This window comes from Nocardiopsis gilva YIM 90087, from assembly GCF_002263495.1.
Lineage (GTDB): Bacteria > Actinomycetota > Actinomycetes > Streptosporangiales > Streptosporangiaceae > Nocardiopsis_C > Nocardiopsis_C gilva.
The window spans coordinates 4,241,848-4,266,917 of sequence record NZ_CP022753.1 but is presented as its reverse complement, the minus strand read 5'-3'; the positions used below and the strand labels follow the sequence as shown (position 1 = coordinate 4,266,917).

Annotated in this window: 20 protein-coding genes; all 20 read left to right on the top strand. The window is 71.6% G+C overall.

The genetic code is table 11. The features are described from left to right. Positions 1 to 631 precede the first annotated feature (631 nt). The 20 genes from mltG (at position 632) to argH (ending at position 24,778) form a co-directional block, all read left to right on the top strand. Positions 632 to 2,377 carry an endolytic transglycosylase MltG gene (gene mltG / locus CDO52_RS19205; protein ID WP_094932589.1) on the top strand — a complete coding sequence of 582 codons (1,746 nt, stop codon included), beginning with the start codon at positions 632 to 634 and terminating at the stop codon, positions 2,375 to 2,377. Then, positions 2,377 to 3,243, top strand: coding sequence for a shikimate dehydrogenase (locus CDO52_RS19200; RefSeq protein ID WP_017619160.1), 867 nt, complete (start codon positions 2,377 to 2,379; stop codon positions 3,241 to 3,243). The genes mltG and CDO52_RS19200 overlap by 1 nt, the downstream gene beginning before the upstream one ends. A gap of 384 nt (positions 3,244 to 3,627) precedes the next feature. Then, positions 3,628 to 4,275 (top strand): translation initiation factor IF-3, encoded by a 648-nt coding sequence (gene infC / locus CDO52_RS19195; protein ID WP_033300525.1) that lies wholly within the window; start codon positions 3,628 to 3,630, stop codon positions 4,273 to 4,275. 290 nt (positions 4,276 to 4,565) lie between these two features. Further along, positions 4,566 to 4,757 carry a 50S ribosomal protein L35 gene (gene rpmI / locus CDO52_RS19190; protein WP_017619158.1) on the top strand — a complete coding sequence of 64 codons (192 nt, stop codon included), beginning with the start codon at positions 4,566 to 4,568 and terminating at the stop codon, positions 4,755 to 4,757. Positions 4,758 to 4,859: 102 nt separating this feature from the next. Beyond that, positions 4,860 to 5,240, top strand: coding sequence for a 50S ribosomal protein L20 (gene rplT / locus CDO52_RS19185; RefSeq protein ID WP_017619157.1), 381 nt, complete (start codon positions 4,860 to 4,862; stop codon positions 5,238 to 5,240). Between the two features lie 28 nt (positions 5,241 to 5,268). Continuing rightward, on the top strand, positions 5,269 to 6,108 hold the full coding sequence (locus CDO52_RS19180; protein ID WP_017619156.1) for a TrmH family RNA methyltransferase: 840 nt from the start codon (positions 5,269 to 5,271) through the stop codon (positions 6,106 to 6,108). Between the two features lie 466 nt (positions 6,109 to 6,574). Then, complete coding sequence (locus CDO52_RS19175; RefSeq protein ID WP_033300516.1) at positions 6,575 to 7,696, top strand: sensor histidine kinase; 1,122 nt, start codon at positions 6,575 to 6,577, stop codon at positions 7,694 to 7,696. A gap of 130 nt (positions 7,697 to 7,826) precedes the next feature. Next, positions 7,827 to 8,945, top strand: a complete 1,119-nt coding sequence (gene pheS, locus CDO52_RS19170; RefSeq protein WP_026125886.1) for a phenylalanine--tRNA ligase subunit alpha — start codon at positions 7,827 to 7,829, stop codon at positions 8,943 to 8,945. Beyond that, a complete protein-coding gene (gene pheT / locus CDO52_RS19165) occupies positions 8,945 to 11,476 on the top strand; it encodes a phenylalanine--tRNA ligase subunit beta (protein ID WP_017619153.1) in 2,532 nt (843 codons plus the stop codon). The genes pheS and pheT overlap by 1 nt, the downstream gene beginning before the upstream one ends. Positions 11,477 to 11,921: 445 nt before the next feature. Next, on the top strand, positions 11,922 to 13,190 hold the full coding sequence (locus CDO52_RS19160; RefSeq protein WP_017619152.1) for an aminotransferase family protein: 1,269 nt from the start codon (positions 11,922 to 11,924) through the stop codon (positions 13,188 to 13,190). Positions 13,191 to 13,362: 172 nt separating this feature from the next. After that, positions 13,363 to 13,845, top strand: coding sequence for a MarR family winged helix-turn-helix transcriptional regulator (locus CDO52_RS19155; protein ID WP_017619151.1), 483 nt, complete (start codon positions 13,363 to 13,365; stop codon positions 13,843 to 13,845). Positions 13,846 to 14,103: 258 nt separating this feature from the next. Next, a complete protein-coding gene (locus tag CDO52_RS19150; protein ID WP_017619150.1) occupies positions 14,104 to 15,546 on the top strand; it encodes an NAD(P)/FAD-dependent oxidoreductase in 1,443 nt (480 codons plus the stop codon). Between the two features lie 285 nt (positions 15,547 to 15,831). Further along, positions 15,832 to 16,860, top strand: coding sequence for an N-acetyl-gamma-glutamyl-phosphate reductase (gene argC / locus CDO52_RS19145; RefSeq protein WP_017619149.1), 1,029 nt, complete (start codon positions 15,832 to 15,834; stop codon positions 16,858 to 16,860). Between the two features lie 31 nt (positions 16,861 to 16,891). Beyond that, positions 16,892 to 18,043: a bifunctional glutamate N-acetyltransferase/amino-acid acetyltransferase ArgJ gene (gene argJ / locus CDO52_RS19140; RefSeq protein ID WP_017619148.1), complete on the top strand. Its 1,152-nt coding sequence runs from the start codon at positions 16,892 to 16,894 to the stop codon at positions 18,041 to 18,043. Next, on the top strand, positions 18,040 to 18,987 hold the full coding sequence (gene argB / locus CDO52_RS19135; protein ID WP_017619147.1) for an acetylglutamate kinase: 948 nt from the start codon (positions 18,040 to 18,042) through the stop codon (positions 18,985 to 18,987). Before argJ ends, argB begins: the two co-directional genes overlap by 4 nt. Then, the gene (locus CDO52_RS19130) at positions 18,984 to 20,324 is read left to right on the top strand and encodes an acetylornithine transaminase (RefSeq protein WP_017619146.1); all 1,341 of its coding nucleotides are present in this window, start codon (positions 18,984 to 18,986) and stop codon (positions 20,322 to 20,324) included. The genes argB and CDO52_RS19130 overlap by 4 nt, the downstream gene beginning before the upstream one ends. Beyond that, positions 20,321 to 21,307: an ornithine carbamoyltransferase gene (gene argF / locus CDO52_RS19125; protein WP_017619145.1), complete on the top strand. Its 987-nt coding sequence runs from the start codon at positions 20,321 to 20,323 to the stop codon at positions 21,305 to 21,307. Before CDO52_RS19130 ends, argF begins: the two co-directional genes overlap by 4 nt. Next, positions 21,304 to 21,837: an arginine repressor gene (locus CDO52_RS19120; protein WP_017619144.1), complete on the top strand. Its 534-nt coding sequence runs from the start codon at positions 21,304 to 21,306 to the stop codon at positions 21,835 to 21,837. The genes argF and CDO52_RS19120 overlap by 4 nt, the downstream gene beginning before the upstream one ends. A gap of 103 nt (positions 21,838 to 21,940) precedes the next feature. Beyond that, complete coding sequence (locus tag CDO52_RS19115) at positions 21,941 to 23,140, top strand: argininosuccinate synthase (RefSeq protein ID WP_017619143.1); 1,200 nt, start codon at positions 21,941 to 21,943, stop codon at positions 23,138 to 23,140. 189 nt (positions 23,141 to 23,329) lie between these two features. Further along, positions 23,330 to 24,778, top strand: a complete 1,449-nt coding sequence (gene argH / locus CDO52_RS19110; RefSeq protein ID WP_094932588.1) for an argininosuccinate lyase — start codon at positions 23,330 to 23,332, stop codon at positions 24,776 to 24,778. Positions 24,779 to 25,070: the final 292 nt, after the last annotated feature.

The window sequence follows — 25,070 nt, the reverse complement described above, 5'->3', positions numbered from 1 at the left end:
CGGCCGATCCGCTGACCGGTCCCCTCCCCGGAACATCCGGGGCGCAGCGCCACCCCGCCCCCGACCCGCTCGCCGACCCCTTGCCGCGCGAGACCCCGCCCCGGTCCGCCGCGCCCGGTCCCCACGACACCTCCGGCCACCCCACCCGGCGTCCGGCCATCCAGGCCCCGCCGGTCCCGTTCCCCTCAGCCGTTCGACCCCGGAGCAGAGCGTCCCGCGGGCGCCGCCACCGGCGCGGTCCCGACCAGGACGGTGGGCCCGGCGGCTATCCCGCACCCACCGGTTACCCCCGCAGACCGCCCCTCCCACAGCCACCGAGACGGGTCCGCACATCCAGCAGCCGGGCGCCGGTGAGAGCGGACGCGGCCGACGCCACCGGCGCGATGACGACGTCGGTACCGCCCCGGCTACGGCACCCCGACGCCGACCCGTTGAGCGCGCCCCGGCGCGCCCGTGACGCCGACGGGGCACCCGGCCAGGGCGGGCGCCGCCGTGCCGGCGCCCCCGGTCCGGCCCCGGCCGCGGGAAGCGACACCGGGGACTCCCGGCACCGGATCCCGGTGCTGACGACCGTCCCCGAGGACGCCGCAGGCGGCGCGCCGCCGAGGCCGACACCGGCGCCCACCCGGCGGTGGCCGACGACGCGGCATCCGGCCACCCCGGTCGCCGCGCGGACACCGACCCCGCTCCGCGCGGTCGGCGCGCACGCGGCGAGGAGACCGCGGGGCGGCGCAGCTATGCCGCCGTGCCCAACGACGACGAGGGGTGGCTGGAGCAGGTTCGCTCCGACGCGGACGACGACATGGAACCCGTCGCGCCCCGCGTCCTCGACTTCGACGCCGTTCCCGTGCGCCGCAAGAGCGGTCGCGGGAAGAAACGAAACGCCGACACTGACACTGACACCGTGCCTGAGGACCGGAAGGGCGCGGCCAAGAGGCGCCGGGGCCGGAAACCGGCACCGGACGACGACGAGCCGGAGCAGGACCGCCCGCGCCGCTCGCGGCGCGCCGCACCGGAGGACGACGAACGGCCCTCCCGACGCCGTCGGCGCCGCGCCGCGCCGCAGGAAGACGAGGACCCGGCCAACCCCACCTACTCCACCGGCGGCTTCGAGGCGGTCGGCGCTGACGAGGCGCCGGAGTCGTCCGCGCCCGCTGCGCGGGTCGATTCGGCTGACCGAGCCGACGACGCGGATCTCGCCGCCGAGGGAAGCCTGGACAACGACGCACCCGACCTGCCGGACGACGACGAGGACTCCCGACCCCGCAGGCGCGGTCGGCGTGCCCGTGCGGGGCGCGCCTCCCGCGGTTCGGGCCGGGGCCGCGGCGGCCCGAAGAAGAAGACCGCGCTGCTGGCGGCGCTGGCTCTCGTGGTCGTGCTCGGGGGCGGTGGTGCCTGGGGCGCCCGCACGTACGTGTTCCCGCCCGACTACAGCGGCAAGGGCAAGGGCGAGGTCGAGATCGTCATCGCCGAGGGCGAGCACGGATCGCAGGTGGCGCAGTCCCTGGCGGACGCCGGTGTCGTAGCCAGCCCGCGCGCGTTCCTCAACGCACTCAACGACGACCAGGCCAACAAGTTGTCGCCGGGCACCTACCAGCTCCGCTCGGAGATGAGCGGAGAGGCGGCGGTCGCGCTGCTCCTGAACCCCGAGTCCCGCGTCGGCGAGCGCGTCACCTTCAAGGAGGGGATGCGGGGCCAGGAGGTCCTGGACCTTCTCGCGAAGGAGACCGACCTGTCCAAGGACGACCTGGAGGCCGCCTACGCGGACACCGACGCCCTGGGCCTCCCCTCGTACGCCAAGAAGGGGCCGGAGGGCTACCTCTTCCCCGACACCTACACGATCTCGCCCAGCGACACCGCGCCCAAGGTGCTCAAGCGCATGGTCGACCGGTACAAGGCGGTGGCGGAGGAGGATCCCAAGGTCGATATCGAGGCGAACGCGAAGAAGGCGGGCCGCACACCGAACGAGATCATGGCCATCGCCTCGATCGTCCAGGCCGAGACCGGGTCCGTCGCGGACATGCCCAAAATCTCCCGGGTCGTCTACAACCGGCTCGACGAGAACATGGAGCTGGGCATGGACAGCACCTGCTTCTACGTGCTCGACCTGCACGGCATCGCCCTGACCAACGCGCAGGTGGCCGAGTGCAAGCAGAAGGACAGCGACTACGCCACCTACGGGCGCAAGGGCCTGCCAGCTGGTCCGTTCGTCGCGCCGGGCAAGGACGCCATCAAGGCGGCGCTGCAACCGGCCAAGGGCGACTGGCTGTACTTCGTGGCCACCGACCCGGAGAACGGCGTCACCGAGTTCGCCGACACCTACGCGGAGTTCGAGCGGCTCAAGCAGAAGTTCAACGAGAGCCAGAGGAACAACTGATGCGCGCGGCCGTCCTGGGTTCCCCCATCGAGCATTCGCTCTCCCCGGTGCTGCACTCCGCCGCCTATACCGGGCTCGGCCTGGCGGGCGAGTGGAGCTACGGGCGCTTCGAGTGCGACGAGGCGGGACTGCCCGGATTCGTCGCCGGATGCGACGCCACCTGGGCGGGGTTGTCGCTCACGATGCCGCTGAAGAAGGTGGCGCTGGAGCTGGCGGACGCGGCCGACGGCCTCGCCGTCGAGGTCGGCGGGGCGAACACCCTCGTGTTCCGCGAGGGCCGCGTGCACGCCTACAACACCGATGTCGCCGGGATCATGGCGGCGCTGCGGGAGGCGGGGATCGCCGAGGTGCGCTCGGCCACCGTGCTCGGCGGCGGTGCCACGGCCGCCTCCGCCGTGGCCGCGCTGCGCGGACTGGGGGCCCGCGCACCGGGCGCCATCACCGTGCTGGCCCGTGACCCCGCCCGCGCGGCCGGGGTCGAGGAGGCCGCGGAGCGGATGGGGCTGCGGATCGATGCGCGGCCGCTGAGCGAGATCGAGAAGCACGTCGATGCCGACCTCGTCGTCTCCACGCTCCCGGCGGGGGCGGCCGATGGCCTGGCCCCGGTCGTCGCGGCGGGGCGCGCCCCCCTGTTCGATGTCGTCTACACCCCCTGGCCGACCGAACTCGCGCGGGCGGTGGCCGAGGGCGCGCCAACGGACACCGGGGGGCCGGCCGCCGGGAGGACCGTGGTCGGCGGGTTCCCGATGCTGCTGCACCAGGCCGCCGTCCAGGTCGAGCTCATGACCGGGGTGGAGCAGGCCCCGGTCGAGGCCATGCGCGCGGCGGGCGAGGCGGAACTTCGCCGTCGGGCCGCCTCCCGGTAGTGGGGGAGGTCATGCGGAATATCCCGCATACCAGGCGGTGTTCTGTGAGACGGGGTACAGCACGGTTCCGGCGGCCGGGGCGTTCGAAAACCTGTAGTAGTCTTGCTAGGGTTGGAAATGACCTGATCCGGTGCGGTGACGCTCCGGATACGTAAGCGGAGGCTGATCCTCCCACCTGTGGGGCCTGAGCCCACGCAGGTTCCGGTCGGCGACGAGTAGCGTCGGCGCCACCCGAGATCAACGGGGGGCGGCGGACGCGCGTGAACAGGCGCCCGTCGAAGGACACGTCCTTTCGGGCTTCACCACAGTCGCCGTACATCGGTGGATCTACCCCGCTTGCGACCGCTGGCGGGGTTTTCGCTTTTCACGGCCTACTGGGGCCGGGTGACCCCCGACACGAGCAATACGACGAAGCTAGGGAGGGGTCCCATCAGCGCCGAGCCCCGCATTAATGACCGCATCCGGGTTTCCGAGGTCCGTCTCGTCGGGCCCAATGGCGAGCAGGTCGGAATCGTCCCGGTGCAGGACGCGCTGCGTCTTGCCCAGGAGGCCGACCTCGATCTTGTCGAGGTCGCTCCGACCGCCCGCCCGCCGGTCGCCAAGCTGATGGACTACGGCAAGTACAAGTACGAGTCCGCGGTCAAGGCGCGCGAGTCGCGCAAGAACCAGTCGAACACGATCATCAAGGAGATCAAGCTCCGTCCGAAGATCGACCCGCACGACTACGAGACCAAGAAGGGTCACGTGGTGCGGTTCCTCAAGGGCGGGGACAAGGTCAAGGTGACGATCATGTTCCGCGGTCGGGAGCAGTCCCGGCCCGAGCTGGGACGCCGACTGCTCGCCCGGCTGGCGGAGGACGTCCAGGACCTCGGCGCGGTCGAGTCGCAGCCGAAGCAGGACGGCCGCAACATGGTCATGGTGATCGGCCCGCACAAGCGCCGTTCGGAGCACAAGGCCGAGGCCCGCGCGGCCGCCGGTGGCGGCAAGGGCCGCCAGCAGGCGCAGCGGGAGCAGGTCGGCCAGGAGGGCTGACAACCTCCCGGGCGAACCCGGAGCGTGCCACCCGCCGTTGGAGGTATCCGGCGGCGGGAGGGTGAAGGCCGTGTCGCCGCTGCTGCCCCCTGGGTGGGCGGCGGCAACGGACCACCCGGCCGGAGGCACACGGCTGGGGACGCGGTCGGCGGCACAGCGGTCCTCCATGATCGCGTGTCCCGGCCGGACAAGCAGATAGCCGTGCGCCGGGTTCGCCTGTGCCCAGTGCAAGCAAGACAGCACCACCCCAATCCGAGGCGGTGCCGAGTGAGTAGGAGACGACGGCGACAATGCCGAAGAACAAATCGCACAGCGGAGCCAGCAAGCGCTTCAGGGTGACCGGCTCCGGCAAGATCATGCGCCGCCGTGCCAACAAGAACCACCTGCTTGAGCACAAGCCGACCAAGCGCACCCGCCGCCTGACCGGCGACGTCGCGCTGGCCAAGGCCGACACCAAGATGATCAAGAAGCTGCTCGGCTAAGAGCCGCCTGCACATTCGTTCGACATCGGCCGTCCGGCGACACCGGATAAGGCCGACCGGTGGCGTGGTGAGCGCGCACCGGAAACCTATGAGGGAGTCACAGTGGCACGCGTGAAGCGGGCTCTCAACGCCAAGAAGAAGCGCCGGGTCGTCCTCGAGCGCGCCAGCGGTTACCGCGGTCAGCGGTCGCGCCTTTACCGCAAGGCCAAGGAGCAGATGCTCCACTCGATGACCTACTCCTACCGGGACCGCAAGGACCGCAAGGGCCAGTTCCGCAAGCTCTGGATCCAGCGGATCAACGCCGGTGCCCGGGCCAACGGCCTGACCTACAACCGGTTCATGCAGGGCCTGAAGGCCTCCGGCATCGAGGTCGACCGGCGCATGCTCGCCGAGCTGGCCGTCAACGACGAGGCGGCCTTCGCCGCCCTGGTCGAGACCGCCAAGAAGGCCATCCCGGCCCCCTCCTCCACGACCGCGGCCTAGTCCCGCGGACGAGGAGAAGCGAGACGTCATGGCGAGCCACGAGTTCACGAGTATCCGGTCACCCCGAATCAAGGGGGCTCGTCGGCTCGCCAAACGTGCCTTCCGGCAGCGTGAGCGGCGGTTCCTGGCCGAAGGGCCGCAGGCCGTGCGCGAGGCGCTGGCCGCGCCCGGCGGGGTCCAGGAGCTGTTCGCGACCGCCGACGCCGTCCAGCGCCACAGCGAGCTCATCGACGCCGCCTACGCCGCCGGCGTCCCGGTGCACCGGGTGAGCCTGGAGGTCATGTCGGAGCTCGCGCAGACGGTGACCCCGCAAGGGGTCATCGCCGTCTGCGATTTCGTGGACGTCCCCCTTGCCGACGTCGGCGATATCCGGCTCGCGGTCGTCCTGTCGCACGTGCGCGACCCCGGCAACGCCGGGACGGTGCTGCGCACGGCTGACGCGGCCGGCGCCGACGTCGTGATCTTCACCGACGCGTCGGTCGACCCCTACAACGGCAAGTGCGTGCGCGCGTCGGCCGGCAGCCTCTTCCACCTCCCCGTGGTCGTGGGTATGCCCACCGCCGACGCCATCGACCACCTGCGCTCCCTGGGTGCCGGCGTGTTCGCCGCTGACGGCACCGGCCCGCGGGACCTGCACGCCGCCGCCGACGCCGGAGCCTTCGACGAGCGCGTCGCCTGGGTCTTCGGCAACGAGGCCTGGGGGCTGCCCGCGGAGACGGTCGCCCTGACCGACACCGCCGTCAGCGTGCCCATCTTCGGGTCGGCCGAGAGCCTGAACCTGGCGACCGCCGCCGCGGTCTGTCTGTACACCACGGCGCGTGAGCAGCGCTCCGCCGCCGCCCGCGCCTCCGCCTCGCCCTCTCGTTGATCTCGGAGATATAGGGGTCTCACGATCGATCTTGACCCCAGTATCTCCGAGATCAACGGAGGGACTGTCATCTGGGTGCCGGTACGCCGCCCGCCCAAGCTGGTATTCCGGGACCGTTTCCGGTCCATGCGTTCTCATGCATCAGAGGCGTAACAACCCGTAATTCGGGTCGTCCCGCCAACTCCGGCTTTCCTGCCTGGTAGAACGCTTCTCCGACTGCGGAGCGTAACGCTTTGCCCCGGTACCTCCCCGCCGTGCCGGGTTGCTGTGGCCCCCGTCGTTCCCGCTACGCTCGGGGATCTCGACTCGGAACGGTGCGGTCGGAGGACCGGGCGTGGAATCCGGCGCGTAGTCACGGTGACCGGCGGGTAATGGTCTTCGATGGAGTCGTCGGACGTGTCACCGGGGAGGGCCGACTACAGGGCGTCGCGTTCCAGCGGTGCGGATGGTCACATGAGGGCGTCGCATGAGGGCATTGGGGAGGCCGGTCGTGGATGGCGACCATTCGACGGACCGTCGTCACGCGGGACCTCACGGCGCGCATGGAGCGGCTGACCCCCTGCTGTCGGCCGAGGACCTCCCCGACGGCCTGATCGTCGCCGACGCCACCGGCCGCGTCGCGACGTTCAACCACATGGCCGCCCGCCTCTCCGGGGTGTCCGCGACCGCGGCACTGGGCCGCGACTTCCGCGACGTGCTGCCGCTGCACGACGGTGAGGGCCGCGACTGGTGGAAGTGCACCGACCCCTACGGGGGCCTAGGGATCCGCAACCGGCAGCCCGAGCGGCTGCTCTTCCTCGACGACGGCCGCGAGATCCTCATGGCCGCGCGCTACGTCCGCGACCGTCCCCTCGGCGACCTGGTCCGGCTGGTCGTCACCCTGCGGTCCGCCGCCCACCGCAGTCGCGACGAGCGGCGCAGCGCCGACCTCATCTCCACGGTCGCCCACGAGCTGCGCTCCCCGCTCACCAGCGTCAAGGGCTTCACCGCGACCGTGCTCACCAAATGGGACCGGCTCACCGAGAAGCAGAAGATCTTCATGCTGGAGACGGTCAACGCCGACGCTGACCGCGTCACCCGGCTCATCACCGAGCTGCTCAGCGTCTCCCGGATCGAGTCCGGCCGCCTGGAGCTGCGACGTCACGTCGTCGACCTGCCCGATCGCGCCCGCAAGGTGGTCGCCGGGCGCGTCGCCGCCGGGGATCCCGAGGACCGCTTCCGAGTGAAGGTTCAGGGGCCGCTACCGGAGATGTGGCTCGACGCCGACAAGGTCGAACAGATCATGTCCAACCTCGTGGAAAACGCGGTGCGGCACGGCGCTGGTACTGTCACCATAGTGATCGAGCCGTATGAGGGAGGAGCAGCGGTGTCGGTGCGCGACGAAGGCAAGGGCATACCGTCCGAGGCCGCTTCGCGCGTATTCCGCCGCTTCTGGCGCAGCAGGCGCCGGGGCGGCACCGGCTTGGGGCTGTTCATCGTCAAGGGCCTGATCGAGGCGCACGGCGGCGCGATCACGGTGGGCCGCGCACCCAGCGGCGGGGCGGAGTTCCGATTTACCATGCCCGCCGGTACGCCCGAGTTCGCCTAAGCGTTCCCGGAGCGGGCCGCGGCGGGCGGTTCTTCCCAGCATTCCTGTCGGCTTGAGCCCGCCGCCTGAGCGGTGGGCCGTGACGACCGCTCCGCCCGTCGGACGGGCGAGGGCGGTGAGGCAACCAACCATGTCTGCACCCAATAGTTCCTATGACCCGGTCGAGGTGACCCCCTTGCATCCGGACGAGGTCGCCCGGATGCGCGACGAAGCTCTGGCCGCGATCGCCGCGGCCGACTCGCTCGACGCGCTCAAGGAGGCACGCATCGCCCACGCCGGCGACCGCTCGCCCCTCGCGCTGGCCAACCGCGAGATCGGCGCGCTGCCCCCGGCGGCCCGCGCCGATGCGGGCAAGCGCGTCGGCGGCGCACGGCGCGAGGTCTCCGAGGCCCTCAAGGCCCGCCAGGCCACCCTGGAGGAGGAGCGCGACGCCCGCGTCCTCGTCGAGGAGACCGTCGACGTCACCCTGCCGTGGAACCGCGTCCCCCGCGGCGCCCGGCACCCGCTGACCACCGTCGCCGAGCGCATGGCCGACATCTTCGTCGGCATGGGCTTCGAGGTGGCCGAGGGCCCCGAGGTCGAGGCGGAGTGGTTCAACTTCGACGCGCTCAACTTCCTGCCCGACCACCCGGCCCGCACCATGCAGGACACGTTCTTCGTGGAGTCCGCCTCCGGTGCGGAGTCGGGGCTGGTGCTGCGCACGCACACCTCGCCGGTCCAGGTCCGCGCGCTGCTCGAACGCGAGCTCCCGCTCTATGTCGTCGCCCCCGGCAAGACCTTCCGCACCGACGAGCTGGACGCCACCCACACCCCCGTCTTCCACCAGCTCGAAGGCCTCGTGGTCGACGAGGGCATCACCATGGCCCACCTGCGCGGCGCCATCGACGCCTTCGTCGCGGGCATGTTCGGCGAGGGCCTGCGCACCCGCTTCCGCGCGTCCTACTTCCCCTTCACCGAGCCGTCGGCCGAGGTCGACATGGAGTGCTTCGTGTGCCGCGGCGCCTCCGTGGGCAACCCCGACGCCCCCTGCCGCACCTGCAGCTCCGAGGGCTGGATCGAGATCGGCGGCTGCGGCGTGGTGAACCCGCGGGTGCTCGTCGCCGCGGGGGTCGACACCGACCGCTACAGCGGTTGGGCGTTCGGCCTGGGCGTGGAGCGGACCCTGATGTTCGCCCACGGGGTGAAGGACATGCACGACATGGTCGAGGGTGACGTTCGGTTCACCTCGGCCTTCGGGATGGAGATCTGATGCGCGTCCCCGTTTCCTGGCTGCGGGAGTACGTCGAGTTGCCGGCCGACGTCACCCCCCGCGACCTCGCCGCCAAGCTGATCGCCGCCGGACTGGAGGTCGAGACCGTCGACGAGGTCGGCGCCGACATCTCCGGCCCGATCGTCATCGGCCGCGTACGCGAGATCGAGGAGCTCACCGGCTTCAAGAAGCCGATCCGCTACTGCCGCGTGGACGTTGGCACGGCCAACGGCTCCGGCGAGAAGCAGAACATCATCTGCGGCGCCCGCAACTTCTCCGAGGGCGACCTCGTCGTCGTCGCGCTGCCCGGCGCCGAACTGCCCGGCGGCTTCACCATCGGCTCCCGTAAGACCTACGGCAGGATGTCCGAGGGCATGATCTGCTCGGCCGCCGAGCTCGCCCTGTGGGAGGACCACGAGGGCATCATCGTGCTGCCCGAGGACTTCGGCGCACCGGGTACCGACCTCTACGGCCCGCTCGGGCTGCGCGAGGACGTCCTGGACATCGCCGTCACCCCCGACCGCGGCTACGCCCTGTCCATGCGGGGGGTGGCGCGCGACGTCGCCGCCCTCTACGAACTGCCGTTCCACGACCCCGCCGAGGTCCGCGTCGACGGAACGCCCGGAGCGGGCTACCCCGCCTCCGTGGTCGGGCCGGAGGACGCCACCGGCGCGGCCATCTGCGCCAACTACGTGCTGCGCGGCGCCACCGGGTTCGACGCCGACGCCCCCACGCCGCTGTGGATGAAGCGCCGCCTGGCGCTGACGGGCGTGCGCTCGATCTCGCTGGCGGTCGACGTCACCAACTACGTGATGATGGAGCTGGGCCAGCCCCTGCACGCCTGGGACCGCGCCAAGCTGCGCGGCCCCATCGAGGTGCGGCTCGCCCGCGTCGGCGAGCGGCTGGAGACGCTCGACCACGTCAAGCGCACCCTGGACCCCGACGACATCCTCATCACCGACGAGTCGGGACCGATCAACATCGCCGGCGTCATGGGCGGTCTCGACACCGAGATCAGCATGACCTCCACCGACGTGATCGTCGAGGCGGCCCACTTCGACGACCGGCACATCGCCCGCACCTCCCGGCGGCACCAGCTCTCCTCGGAGTCCTCGCGCCGCTTCGAGCGGGGCATCGACTCCCAGCTGCAGCTGGCGGCCGCCACCCGGGCGGCGCGACTGCTGGGCGAACTGGGCGGGGCGAGCGTCGAGGACGGCTACACCCACATCGACCTGAGCACCCCCCGCGAGCCGATCGCCCTGAGCGCCGACCATCCCGGCACGGTCGCGGGCGTCGCCTACGCTCGCGAGCGCGTCATCCGCCGACTCGTCGAGGTGGGCTGCGAGGTCGCCGACCACCAGGAGCGGGCCGATACCCTCCGGGTCACCCCGCCGTCGTGGCGCCCCGACCTCACCGACCCCAACGACCTCGCCGAAGAGGTCATCCGGCTGGAGGGCTACGAGAACATCCCCTCCATCCCGCCGCGGGCCCCGGCCGGGCGCGGGCTCACCCCGAGCCAGCGCCTGCGCCGCTCCGTCGGCCGGGGGCTGGCCGGTGCGGGCTTCACCGAGGTACTGAGCTACCCGTTCGTCGGCGAGCGCGACTTCGACGGGCTGCAGCTCGACGCCGACGACGCGCGGCGCCGCACGCTGAAGCTCGCCAACCCGCTCAACGACGACGAGCCGCTGCTGCGCACCACACTGCTGCCGGGCCTGCTCAAGACCCTGGCACGCAACGTTGGCCGCGGCTTCGCCGACGTCGCCCTGTTCGAGACAGGCCTGGTCTACCGGCCCAAGCCCGGCGCGCCGGAGCAGGCACCGATGCTGCGCGTCGACCGCGGCCCCACGGCCGAGGAGCTGGCGTCCGTGGAGGCCGCCCTGCCCGACCAGCCGCGCCGCGTGGGCGCGGTCCTGGCCGGTGACCGCGAGCCCTCCGGCTGGTGGGGCGAAGGCCGCGCCGCGACGTGGGCCGACGCCATCGAGGCCGCCCGCGAGGTGGGCCGCGCCGCCGGTGCGGAGCTGACCGTCCGCGCCGACCAGCACGCCCCGTGGCACCCGGGCCGCTGCGCCGCCCTGTACGTGGCCGCGGAGGGGAGCGAGGGCAAGGAGATCCTCGTGGGGCACGCCGGTGAGCTGCACCCGCGGGTCATCACGGCCTACGGCCTGCCGCCGCGCACCGTCGCGATGGAGGTCGAGCTCGACCGCATCGAGCGCGTCGTGGCCCCGGTCCGCGCCCCGGAGGTGTCCACCTACCCGGTGGCCACCCAGGACGTGGCGCTCGTGGTCGACGCCGCGGTGCCCTCCGGCGAGGTCGAGCGCGCGCTGCGCGACGGCGCCGGCGAACTGCTGGAGAGCGTGCGGCTGTTCGACGTCTACACCGGCGAGCAGGTCGGTGCGGGCCGCAAGTCGCTCGCCTACACGCTGCGCCTGCGCGCCGGCGACCGGACGCTGACGGCGGAGGAGAGCACGGCCGCGCGCGACGCCGCCGTGGCCGCCGCCACCGAGCGCACGGGGGCGGTCCTGCGCGGTTAGCCGCCTGACCTCGCACCGTCGGTCCACCTGGACGGCCCGTCCCGACGAACACGGCCCCGTTGCCCGGTCCACGACCGGGCAACGGGGCCGTTCGCGTGGGCGATCAAGCACATTTCGGGCGCTTTTTTCCGGATCGTTTTAGCAGGTCGTGAGTAGTTTCACGGATGCCTTTCGGGGGTAGCGCGAATGATCCGTGTAAATCCGGGGAGGATTTCTTGTTTCGTCTCTTGAACCCGGCCCAGTCCGCAATTTAGCCTGCTGACATCTGCCGCGATCGAGGGCTCCCGGGCCGTCGCGGAACAGCGGTTTTCCTTGGTGTTTGCCTGTGGCGTTGGCACGTATAACAAGGCTCGGAGGTCGCTCTATGAGCGCAACAGTGGCTTCGTATGCGCGTACTACGACCAAGCAGCAGGAGCCAGGTCGTTTCTGGCACACCTTCTGCGATATGCACGACGTCACGCGGACCCAGAAGTTCATGGTGACCCGGGCCGAGGGCGTGTGGCTGTGGGACGACAGCGGCGATCGCTACCTCGATGGCACGGCGAGCCTGTGGTACTGCAACGTGGGGCACGGGCGCACGGAGATCGCCGACGCCGTCCACCAGCAGATGACCCGACTCGACGCCTACACCGTGTACGGCGACTTCGCCAACGGTCCCGCGCTGGAGCTCGGCGAGCGGCTGACCGCGCACGCGCCGGTGGTCGACCCCCGGGTGATCCTGACCTGCGGGGGCGGGGAGTCCATCGACACCGCGGCGAAGCTGGCCCGCCGCTACTGGGGGGTGACCGGCCACCCCGGCAAGACCCACCTGATCAGCCGTACCGGCGGCTACCACGGCCTGCACGGGTTCGGCAGCAGCATCATCGGCATGGAGCGCTTCCGTGCCGGGTTCGGCCCGCTGATCGAGGACGTCTCCGTCATCCCGCACGACTCGGTCGAGGCCCTGGAAGCCGAGATCCTGCGCGTCGGCCCGGAGAACGTCGCCGCGTTCTTCGCCGAACCCGTCATCGGCGCCGGCGGGGTCTACCCGCCGCCCGGACCGGAGTACTTCGGTGCCGTGGCCGAGGTGTGCCGCCGTCACGGGGTGCTGTTCGTCGTCGACAGTGTCATCTGCGGGTTCGCCCGCATGGGCACATGGTTCGGGATCGAGCGCTACGGCGTCCGCCCCGACATGATCGTCTTCGCCAAGGGCGTCAGCAGCGGCTACCTCCCGCTGGGCGGGGTCATCGTCAGCGGGGAGGTGGCCGAGCCGTTCTGGAACCGGCCGGGCAACCCCTTCCTGCACGGGACGACGTACGCGGGGCACCCGGCGTGCTGCGCGGCGGGCATGGCCAACCTCGACATCCTCGAGCGCGAGGACCTCTTCACGGTCTCGCTGGAGATCGAGGCGCAGCTGGACGCCGCCGTGCGCCAGCTCGCCGACCACCCGATGGTCGGCGAGGTCCGGGCGGGCACCGGCGTGATGGCGGCCGTGGAACTGTCGTCGGAGGCCCTGGACGAGCGGGGGATCACCACGGCCGAGGTGTTCCTCGAGGCGCGGTCGCGCGGGGTGATCCTGCGCCCGGTGCCGCGCGCCCTGCTGGTCTCACCGCCGCTGATCATCACCTGGGAGCAGATCGAGCACCTGGTGGGCACGCTGCGCTCCGCCCTGGACGCGGTCTCGGCCGCGCACGACGGCGCGCAGCCCGGCACGGCGGGTGCCGCGGGCGACTGACGAAGGGAGCTGACAGAGGCAGAGGGCGCGTACTGGGAACCCCGGGTGATGGCGCGGTACCGGATTGGCTACTGTCCGGAATATCACTTCCTCGAGGATGAGCATTTCCTTATCTAGGAAGATGCTTCTTGTTAACATCAGGGGAACGGGTGACGATTGCGGGGAGTGCACCATGAGTACGCGGACCGAGGCGGCTGCGGGCCAGGAGATCGGCGACGACGAACTGATCACCGCCTGGGGACTGCTCCACGAGGCACTGCACACCACGGGGCCGCTGCTGCTGCGCGACATCGACCCCAGCGAGGGTGACATGTCCGGTCCGTGGTTCGAGGTGCTGATCCGGCTCCAGCGCTCGCCCGGCCACCGCCAGCCCATGAGCAAGCTCGCCCGCGAGGTGAGCCTGAGCAGCGGCGGCTTCACCAAGCTCGCCGACCGGCTGGAGCGCAAGGGGTACCTGGCGCGCAAGTCGTGTCCCTCGGACCGGCGCGTGGTGTACGCCGAGCTCACCGAGGCCGGGCAGGAGCTGGCCAACGAGGCCCGGGCGCGGCACGTGGTACTGCTGCGCGAGCACGTGCTCCGCCCGCTCGGTGAGGACGGCCTGCGCACGATGGCCGAACTGGCCCGCACGCTCCGGGACACCTCGCTGGCGTCCTGAAACCGGCGTCCTCGACGCCGTGCCGTGGCGGCACGGCTGTGTTGGCGGCGGGTTACGGACTTCGGCGTCTGGCATGCCGGAGTAAGTGTGGACCGATACCCTGATCGGCGTTCAGGCGTGCACGCTCCACCCCCAGGGCAGTGCGGAGGGTCGGCGCACGAGGCAATGGCCACGTGCGTCGGGAGTGCGGTGCGTGCACTCGCCGATGCCGACCAACCAGCGCTGACCCATCAGCACCGAGCAGTCCGGGGGCCCGAGATGAAACTCTTCGCCAGTGCGGCCGAGATGCGCGCCATTCCACGGTCGGCGGAGTTTCGCAACGGCGGCGTCTCCTTCTGGTACCGGGAGCCCGGCCTCCCCGAGCGCCGGCCCGCGCTGCCCGGATCCGCCGACTACGACGTGTGCGTCGTCGGCGGCGGCTACACCGGCCTGTGGAGCGCCTACTACCTGAAGAAGGCCCAGCCCGATCTGCGCGTCGCGATCCTGGAGCGCGAGTTCTCCGGGTTCGGCGCGTCCGGACGGAACGGCGGCTGGCTGTCGGCGGAGTTCGCCGGCTCCCGGGAGCGGCTGGCCGACGCGCACGGCAAGGGCGCGGTGATCGCGCTCCAGCGCGCCATGATGGCCTCCGTCGACGAGGTCATCTCCACCGCCGAGGCGGAGGGGATCGACGCCGACATCGTCAAGGGCGGTGTGCGCATGGTCGCCACCAACCCCGCGCAGCGGGCCCGCCTCGACGCTGAGGTCCGCTACCTCCAGGAGTGGGGGTACTGGCCGGAGGACCTGTACATGATCGAGCACGGCCACGAGCCGCGGCTCCAGGTGGACGGCGCGGTGCTGGCCTCCCACAGCCCGCACGCCGCGCGGCTCCAGCCGGCCAAGCTGGCGCTGGGGCTGGCGGCGGCCGTCGAGCGGCTCGGTGTGGACATCTTCGAGGACACCGCCGTCACCGAGATCCGTCCCCGCGAGGGGGAGCAGCGCCCCGCCGCCGTCACCGAGAACGGCGAGGTGCGGGCCGACTACGTCATCCGCGCCACCGAAGGCTTCACCTCCACGTTGCAGGGGGAGCGCCGCGCGTGGCTGCCGATGAACAGCTCCATGATCGTGACCGAGCCGCTCAGCGATGACATGTGGAAGCACATCGGCTGGGGCGGGCACGAGGTGCTGGGCGACGCGGCGCACGCCTACTTCTACGCCCAGCGCACCGCCGACGGCCGCATCGCCATCGGCGGACGCGGCGTGCCCTACCGGTTCGGGTCGCGCCAGGACGACCACGGCCGCACCCCGCCCCAGGCCATCGCGGAGCTGTGGCGGGTGCTGGCCCGGCTGTTCCCGATCGCCTCGGATGTGCCGGTCGCCCACGCCTGGTCCGGCGTGCTGGGCGTGCCGCGCGACTGGTGCCCGACGGTGCACCTGGACACCGAGACCGGCGTGGGCTGGGCCGGAGGATACGTCGGCAGCGGCGTCACCGCCTCCAACCTCGCCGGACGCACCCTGCGCGATCTGGTCCTGGGGGCACCGACCGATCTGACCCGCCTCCCCTGGGTCGGCCGCCGCGTCCGCGGCTGGGAACCCGAACCCCTGCGCTGGGTGGGCACCCAGGTCGTCTACGGCCTCTACCGCACCGCCGACCGCCGCGAATCCGACCGCGTCGGCCACACCTCCCGCTTCGCCGGACTCGCCAGCCGCATCGCGGGGCGGTGAGCCGCCGGATCACGGGCGCGAGTTCGCCGAGGACGCCGCGGACCGAACAGGCTCCCCGCGTCCTTTCCCATCGCGCCCGGCGCCCGACGTCCGGCAGGCGGGACAGCGCCCTGCGCCCGGTGGTCTCCCGGGCGATCTCCCGTCACGTGTGACGCGCGTCATTTTCTATACAGTCGCTTGCATAACATTGCATCGGCATGCATGATGGTGCAGGTAAGTTCGAAGGCAGGGGTCCGATACCGGCGGCGCGACGCGCCCCGGACACAGGGCGGGGGAGTCAGCGCAATGGGGTACACAGCGGCCATCGCGGGTGCCAGCGGCTATGCGGGCGGCGAACTCCTGCGCCTCCTGCTCGCGCATCCCGGTATCGAGATCGGTACGCTCACTGCGGGCGGCAACGCCGGAAGCACGCTCGGAGAGCACCAGCCGCACCTGGTGCCGCTGGCCGACCGCGTGCTGGCCGAGACCACGCTGGAGAACCTCGCCGGGCACGACATCGTCTTCCTCGCCCTGCCGCACGGGCAGTCCGGCGCGATCGCCGAGCAGCTCGGCGACGACGTCCTGGTCGTCGACTGCGGCGCCGACTTCCGGCTCAAGGACGCCGCCGCCTGGGAGGCCTTCTACGGCTCCCCGCACGCCGGGACCTGGCCCTACGGCCTGCCCGAGCTCCCCGGCGGGCGCGACGCACTCGCCGGGGCCGCGCGCATCGCCGTTCCCGGCTGCCACGTCACCACGGCCACGCTGGCCCTCTTCCCAGGGCTCGCCGAAGGCCTGGTCACGCCCGACCTCGTCGTCGTCGCGGTCACCGGCACCTCCGGCGCGGGCAAGTCCCCCAAACCGCACCTCATCGGCAGCGAGACCATGGGCTCGGCCGCCCCCTACGGCGTCGGCGGCGTGCACCGGCACAACCCCGAGATCGTGCAGAACCTCTCCGGGGTCGCGGGCACCGACGTCACCCTGTCCTTCACCCCGATCCTGGCCCCCATGCCCCGCGGCATCCTGTCCACCTGCTCCGCCCCGCTGGCGCCCGGCGTCACCGAAGAGCAGGTCAGAGACGCCTACGCGCGACGATTCTCGGCCGAGCCCTTCGTGCACCTGCTGCCCGAGGGGACCTGGCCCACCACAGCGATGACACTGGGCGCCAACACCGCACTGGTCCAGGTGACGGTCGACCGGGCAGCGGGCCGCATGGTCGCGATCGCCGCCCTCGACAACCTGACCAAGGGCACCGCGGGCGGCGCCGTCCAGAGCGCCAACATCGCGCTCGGACTTCCCGAGACCACCGGACTTCCCACGACGGGCGTCGCACCCTAACCGGCGCCCCCACCCTGCGAAAGGTCACACCGTGAGCGTCACAGCACCCAACGGCTTCCGGGCCGCCGGTGTCAGCGCCGGCATCAAGGCCGACAGCGGACGCGACGTCGCCATCGTCATCAACGACGGGCCGTCACGAGCCGCCGCCGCCGTCTTCACCCGGAACCGCGTCAAAGCCGCCCCCGTCCTCTGGTCGGAGCAGGTCGTCAAGGGCGGCCGGGTGCGCGCCGTCATCCTCAACTCCGGCGGCGCCAACGCCTGCACGGGCGCGCCGGGCTTCCAGGACACCCACGCCACCGCCGAGCGCGTAGCCGACGCCCTGGAGGACTCCGCCGGGGAGATCGTGGTCGCCTCCACCGGCCTCATCGGCGAGCGCCTGCCCATGCCGGAGCTGCTGGCGGGCGTCGACACCGCGGTCGCCTCGGCAGCGCGCGACGGCGGGATCGACGCCGCCGACGCCATCCGCACCACCGACACCGTTGCCAAGATCGCCTTCCGGCGCGGCCCCGGCTACACGATCGGCGGCATGGCCAAGGGCGCGGGCATGCTGTCGCCCGCCCTGGCCACCATGCTCTCGGTCATCACCACCGACGCCGAGCTCACCTCCGAGCAGTGCGACCGGCTGCTGCGCGCCGCCACCGCCCGCACCTTCGAACGGGTCGACGCCGACGGCTGCCTGTCCACCAACGACACCGTCGTGCTGATGGCCGGGGGCGCCTCCGGCACGGTCCCCGACGAGCAGGAGTTCGGCGCGCTGCTCACCGACGTCTGCGACGACCTGGCCCGCCAGCTCATCGCCGACGCCGAGGGCGCCAGCAAGTCGATCGCCGTCGAGGTCGTCGGCGCCGCCAGCGAGGACGACGCGCTCACCGCCGCCCGCGCCATCGCCCGCAACAACCTCTTCAAATGCGCCATGTACGGCGAGGACCCCAACTGGGGCCGGGTCCTCGGCGCGGTGGGCACCACCGACGCCGCGTTCGAGCCCGACCGGCTCAACGTCGCCATCAACGGCGTGTGGGTCTGCCGCCAGGGGGCGGTGGGCGACGACCGCTCCAAAGTGGACCTGGCGCCGCGCGACGTCACCGTCACCGTCGACCTGACCGCCGGAAGCGCCGCCGCCACCATCTGGACCACCGACCTGACCACCGAATACGTCCACGAGAACTCGGCGTACAGCACATGATCGCATCGATCCCCGACCACCGGGCCCAGGACAAGGCCGCGATCCTCATCGAGGCGCTGCCGTGGCTCAGTCGCTTCCACGGCAAGACCGTCGTGATCAAGTACGGCGGCAACGCGATGATCAACGAGGAACTGCGCACCCGCTTCGCCGAGAGTGTCGTCTTCCTCTACTACGCGGGCCTGCGCCCCGTCGTCGTGCACGGCGGCGGACCGCAGATCAGCGCCCACCTCGACCGGCTCGGCCTGGAGAGCACCTTCACTGCCGGGCTGCGGGTGACCACGCCCGAGACCATGGACGTCGTGCGCATGGTGCTCATGGGCCAGGTCAACCGCGAGATCGTGGGGCTGATCAACCGGCACGGGCCGTTCGCGGTCGGTATGTCCGGCGAGGACGCCCACCTGTTCACCGCCGAGCGCAAGCACGCGGTCGTCAACGGGGAGCAGGTGGACATCGGCCAGGTCGGCGAGATCGTCGACGTGCAGCCGGGCGCCGTGCAGTGCCTGATCTCCGACGGCCGGATCCCCGTCGTCTCGGGGATCGCCCGGTCCGACGAGGGCGTCTACAACGTCAACGCCGACACCGCGGCGGCCGCGCTCGCCGTCGGCCTGGACGCGGCCAAGCTCATCATGCTGACCGACGTCGAGGGCCTGTACGCCGACTACCCGGACAACACCGAGCTCATCAGCCGCCTCACCGTCGGCGAGCTGGAGGAGCTGCTGCCGCGCCTGTCCTCGGGCATGGTGCCCAAGATGGAGGCGTGCCTGACCGCGGTGCGCGGCGGCGTTCCGCAGGCGCACATCATCGACGGCCGCGTCCCGCACTCCATGCTGCTGGAGGTCTTCACCAACCAGGGCGTCGGGACCATGGTCGTCGACGAGATCCGGGAGGCCGCCGAACTCGGCGCGCCCACGGACATCTACCAGGACCAGGAGGAGAACCAGTGAGCGGCGCGGGGGAGACGAACGGCACCGCGGGCACGGCCACGAGCGCGGCCGGGCTGCGCGACCGGTTCCAGGCCGCCCTCATGCCCACCTACGGCACCCCCGGCATCGTGCTCGCGCGTGGCCAGGGCAGCACGGTGTGGGACGTCGAGGGAACCCGCTACCTCGACCTCATCGCCGGGATCGCCGTCTCCGCCCTCGGCCACGGCCACCCGGCCCTGGTCAAGGCCGTCACCGACCAGACCGCGACGCTCGCCCACACCAGCAACCTGTTCATCCACGAGCGCGAGGTCGAGCTCGCCGAACGCCTCATCGGCCTGCTCCGGGGCGCGACCACCGGCGGCCGCAGCGGGCAGGGCGAACCGGGCGCCGCGGCCGACGACATCCGCGTCTTCTTCGCCAACTCCGGCACCGAGGCCAACGAGGCCGCGCTCAAGCTGGTGAAGGCCGACGCGGCGGCCCGGGGCCTGAGTACCGGTGACAGGTCCGGCTCCACCCGCCCGGGCTATATCGTCTCGACCGGCAACGCCTTCCACGGCCGCACCTCCGGCGCGCTCGCGCTCACCGGCAAGGCCGCCATCCGCGAGAAGTTCGGGCCGTTCGGCATGGACGTGCGGTTCGTGCCGTACGGCGACGCCGACGCGCTCCGCGACGCCGTCGACGACTCCTGCGCCGCCGTGATCGTCGAACCCACCCAGGGCGAGGCCGGGGTGATCCCCGCCCCGGAGGACTACCTGGCCCGGATCCGCGCCATCTGCGACGCCACCGGCGCCGCGTTCATCCTCGACGAGATCCAGAGCGGCATCGGCCGCACCGGGCACTGGTTCGCCCACCAGGGCGCCGGTGTCACCCCCGACGTCCTGACCCTCGCCAAGGGCCTGGGCGGCGGCCTGCCCATCGGCGTCTGCGTCGGCTTCGGCCGCTACGCCACCGCCTTCGCCAAGGGCGACCACGGCTCCACCTTCGGCGGCAACCCCGTGGCCTGCGCGGCGGCCCTGGCCGTACTCGACACCATCGAGGCCGACGGGCTCCTGGCCAACGCCACCGACCTCGGCGCGCTGCTCACCGCCGAGCTCACCGCCATCGACCACCCGCTGATCACCGGGGTCCGCGGGGCCGGGCTCTGGCTCGGCATCCAGCTCTCCGCGCCCGTGGCCGCCGACGTCCAGGACCACGCCGCCGCGCACGGCTTCCTGGTCAACGCGGTCACCCCCGACACCATCCGCATCGCCCCGCCGCTGACGATCTCCCGCTCCGAGGTGCTCGAGTTCACCGGAGCGTTCCCCGCGATCCTCGCCGCAGCCACCCCGCCGGCGAGCGAGACAGGAGGTACGGCATGACCCCGCCCCCCGCCCCCGCAGGCGCCGGCCCCGCGACCGTCCGCCACTTCCGGCGCGACGACGACCTCGGCCCGACCGAGCAGGCCGCGGTCCTCGACCTCGCCGACGCGATGAAGAAGGACCGCTTCGCCCAGCGGCCCCTCGACGGCCCCCGCACCGTCGCGCTGCTGTTCGACAAGCCCTCCACCCGGACCCGCATCTCGTTCGCCGTCGGTGTCGCCGACCTCGGCGGGATGCCGCTGGTGATCGACGCGCAGACCACCCAGCTGGGCCGCGGCGAGCCCGCGGAGGACACCGTGCGGGTGCTCGAGCGCCAGGTCGCCGCCATCGTGTGGCGGACCTTCGCGCAGGAGCGGCTTGAGGCCGTCGCCGCCGCCAGCAGCGTGCCGGTCGTCAACGCCCTCACCGACGTCTTCCACCCCTGCCAGATCCTCGCCGACCTGCAGACCGTGCGGGAGCACAAGGGCGCGACGGCGGGGCGCACCCTGACCTACTTCGGCGACGGGGCCAACAACATGGCCCACTCCTACCTGCTCGGCGGCGCGACCGCCGGGATGCACATCCGCATCGCCGCACCCGAGGGGTACCTCCCCGACGCCGCGATCCTGGCGGATGCCCGCGCGATCGCCGCGCGCACGGGCGGGTCGGTCGAGGTCGTCACCGACCCCCTGGAGGCCGCGCGCGGGGCCGACGTGCTCGCCACCGACGTGTGGACCTCCATGGGCAAGGAGAGCGAGGCCGCCGACCGCGCCACGCCCTTCCGCCCCTACCAGGTGGACGACGCCAAGCTCGCCGCGGCCGACACCGACGCCATCGTGCTGCACTGCCTCCCCGCCCACCGCGGCGAGGAGATCACCGCCTCGGTCATCGACGGCGCACACAGCGTCGTGTGGGACCAGGCGGAGAACCGTCGGCACGCCCAGAAGGCCCTGCTGGCGTTCCTGCTCGCCGAGGGCGACCAGGGAGAGGACGACAGACGATGACGGTCGACGGTGCCGGCTCCGCTCCCATGACCAAAGCCGCCCGGCACGCGCGCATCACCGAGGTCCTGACCAGGAACGACGTCAGGTCCCAAAGTGAGCTCGCGCGTCTGCTCTCTGACGGCGGCGTCCACGTCACCCAGGCCACGCTCTCGCGCGACCTGGACGAGCTGGGAGCGGTCAAGCTCCGCACCGTCGACGGAAACCTCGTCTACGTGCTGCCCGGAGAGGGCGGCGAGCGCCTGCAACGGGCGCGGCCGGACACCCTCGAGCTGGGGCAGGTCTCCAGCGCGCGACTCACCCGACTCGCCGAGGACCTGCTGGTCTCGGCCGAGGCATCGGCGAACATGGTCATCGTCCGCACCCCGCCCGGTGCGGCCCAGTTCCTGGCCTCGGCGATCGACCACACCGACTTCCACGCCATCCTCGGGACCATCGCCGGGGACGACACCATCCTGGTGATCTCCCGCGATCCCCAAGGCGGCGAGGAACTCGCGTCAGCACTGCTGCGACTGGCCGACCGGCGCCCCTAAGCGCCGGTACGGCTCGGGACCACCGACGGGGCTGAAGGGGGCGGGCCCCACGGACACGCAGCACCCGCCTACAAGCCGCACCTGCAACTCAAGGAGAGAACCCATGACTGAGCGGGTCGTACTCGCATACTCCGGGGGGCTCGACACCTCCGTCGCCATCGGCTGGATCGCCGAGGAGACCGGTGCCGAGGTCGTGGCCGTGGCCATCGACTGCGGCCAGGGCGGCGAGGACCTCGACGTCGTCCGGCAGCGGGCGCTCGACTGCGGCGCCGTCGAGGCCGTCGTCGCCGACGCCAAGGACGAGTTCGCCAACGAATACTGCCTGCCCGCCCTGCGGGCCAACGCCCTCTACATGGACCGCTACCCGCTGGTGTCGGCGCTGTCGCGGCCGCTGATCGTCAAGCACCTGGCCGACGCCGCCCGCTACCACGGCGCCACCATGGTCGCGCACGGCTGCACCGGCAAGGGCAACGACCAGGTCCGATTCGAGGCCGGTCTGGCCGCCCTCTTCCCGGAGCTCAAGGTGCTCGCCCCGGTCCGCGACTCCGGCATGACCCGGGACAAGGCCATCGCCTTCGCGGAGGAGAAGGGCCTGCCGATCGACGTCTCCAAGAAGTCGCCCTACTCCATCGACCAGAACCTCTTCGGCCGCGCCGTGGAGACCGGGTTCCTGGAGGACATCTGGAACGGGCCGATCGAGGACGTCTACGCCTACACCGCCAACCCGGCCGAGCCGCGCGAGGCCGACGAGGTCGTCATCTCCTTCGAGAACGGCGTGCCCACCGCCATCGACGGCAAGGAACTCACCCCGCTGCAGGTCATCGAGGAGATGAACCGTCGGGCCGGCGCCCAGGGCGTGGGCCGGATCGACATGGTCGAGGACCGGCTCGTGGGGATCAAGAGCCGCGAGGTCTACGAGGCCCCCGGCGCGATCGCGCTGATCACCGCCCACCAGGAGCTGGAGAACGTGACGGTGGAGCGCGAGCTCGCCCGCTTCAAGCGGGGCGTCGACCAGCGCTGGGGCGAGCTCGTCTACGACGGGCTGTGGTTCTCCCCGCTCAAGGGCGCCCTCGACGGCTTCGTGGAGGAGGCCAACCGGCACGTCACCGGTGACGTCCGGATGGAGCTGCACGGTGGCCGCGCGGTCGTCACGGGCCGGCGCAGCGAGGCGTCCCTGTACAACTACGAGCTCGCCACATACGACACCGGCGACACCTTCGACCAGAGCCTGGCCCGCGGCTTCATCGACATCTGGAGCATGCCGGCCAAGATCGCCAGCGTGCGGGACCGCAAGCACTCCTGAGGACAGCACCCGACGCGGCGGGTCCCGGGCCGAGCCCGCGGCCCGGGACCCCATCCCCCGTTGACCCCATCCCCCGTTGATCTCGGGGATATCGACCGAATTTCGGCGGTTATTTGGTCGATATCCCCGAGATCAACGGAAGAGCATGAAACTGACCGCGCGACCACGCACATGTAAAGGACCCCGACCGTGGCTGACGAGCCCGACACCCAGGTCACCCGGCTGTGGGGCGGCCGCTTCGCCGGCGGCCCCTCCGAGGCACTGGCCCGGCTCTCCCTGAGCACCCACTTCGACTGGCGGCTCGCCCGCCACGACATCGCCGGATCCCGGGCGCACGCCCGCGTGCTGCACCGCGCCGGACTGCTGACGGACGCGGAGCTGGAGGCGATGCTGGCCGGGCTGGACCGCCTGGAGACCGACGTGGTCTCGGGCGCCTTCACCCCGGTGCTCGAAGACGAGGACGTGCACACGGCGCTGGAGCGCGGGTTCATCGAACGCGTCGGGCCGGACCTGGGCGGACGCCTGCGCGCCGGACGGTCCCGCAACGACCAGATCGCCACCCTCGTCCGCATGTACCTGCGCGAGCAGGCCCGCGGCGTCGCCGCCGAGCTGCTGGACCTCGTTTCGGCCCTGGCCGACCAGGCCCAGGCCCACATCGACGTCGCCATGCCGGGCCGCACCCACCTGCAGCACGCCCAGCCGATCCTGCTCGCTCACCACCTCATGGCCCACGCCTGGCCGCTGATCCGCGACGTGGAACGGCTGCGCGACTGGGACGGCCGCGCGGCGGTCTCGGCCTACGGATCCGGCGCTCTCGCCGGCTCCTCCCTCGGGCTCGACCCTGAGGCGGTCGCCGCCGAACTGGGCTTCCCCGCGTCCGCGGAGAACTCCATCGACGGCACGGCCGGACGCGACGTCGTCGCGGAGTTCGGCTTCGTCGCGGCGATGATCGGCGTCGACCTGTCCCGGATCTCCGAGGAGATCATCCTCTGGGCGACCAAGGAGTTCTCCTTCGTCACTCTTGACGACGCCTTCTCCACGGGGTCGTCGATCATGCCGCAGAAGAAGAACCCCGACATCGCCGAGCTGGCCCGTGGCAAGGCCGGGCGCCTCGTCGGGGACCTGGCCGGGCTCCTCACCACCCTCAAGGGGCTGCCGCTGGCCTACAACCGGGACCTGCAGGAGGACAAGGAGCCGGTGTTCGACGCCGTCGACACACTCAACCTCCTGCTTCCCGCCTTCACCGGAATGGTCGCGACCCTGACCTTCCACCGCGAGCGGATGGAGGAGCTGGCACCGCAGGGCTTCTCGTTGGCCACCGACATCGCCGAGTGGCTGGTGCGGCAGCACGTTCCGTTCCGCGAGGCCCACGAGATCGCCGGAGCATGCGTGCGGGTCTGCGAGGAGCGCGGCATTGATCTGCCCGACCTCACCGACGCGGACTTCGCCGCGATCTCCCCGCATCTCACACCCGGTGTGCGCGAGGTGCTCACCGTCGCCGGGTCGCTCGCCTCCCGCGCGAGCAAGGGCGGGACGGCCCCGGACCGCGTCAAAGAGCAGCTGGAGCGACTGCGCGGGGAGGTCGCCCGCCACCGCGACTACTCCAACGGTGATGACTCCGATAAAAGCTGTGGGTGACTGACCTGGTTCCGGTGTCCTCGTTCTGGACGCACTATTCACCATCGATCAAATCGGTAAAACCCCGCCTTTCCCTGCGAATCCATAGCTCAATCCGCCGTTCACGCAGGGAATTCAGCAAAAGGCCTTCACTGCCCGTACATGTGCTGTAGCGTCCAGAAGTCGTGGGCACCATTGGGTGCACTCTCCCGCGTTTCGCGTCCGGAGTGGCCCGTACAAGATGTGGGGAGACGGCAGCCCGCGCCTCCGCGTGAGATCGCCAATGGCGTCGCCATGACGTCGTCTCTCCCAC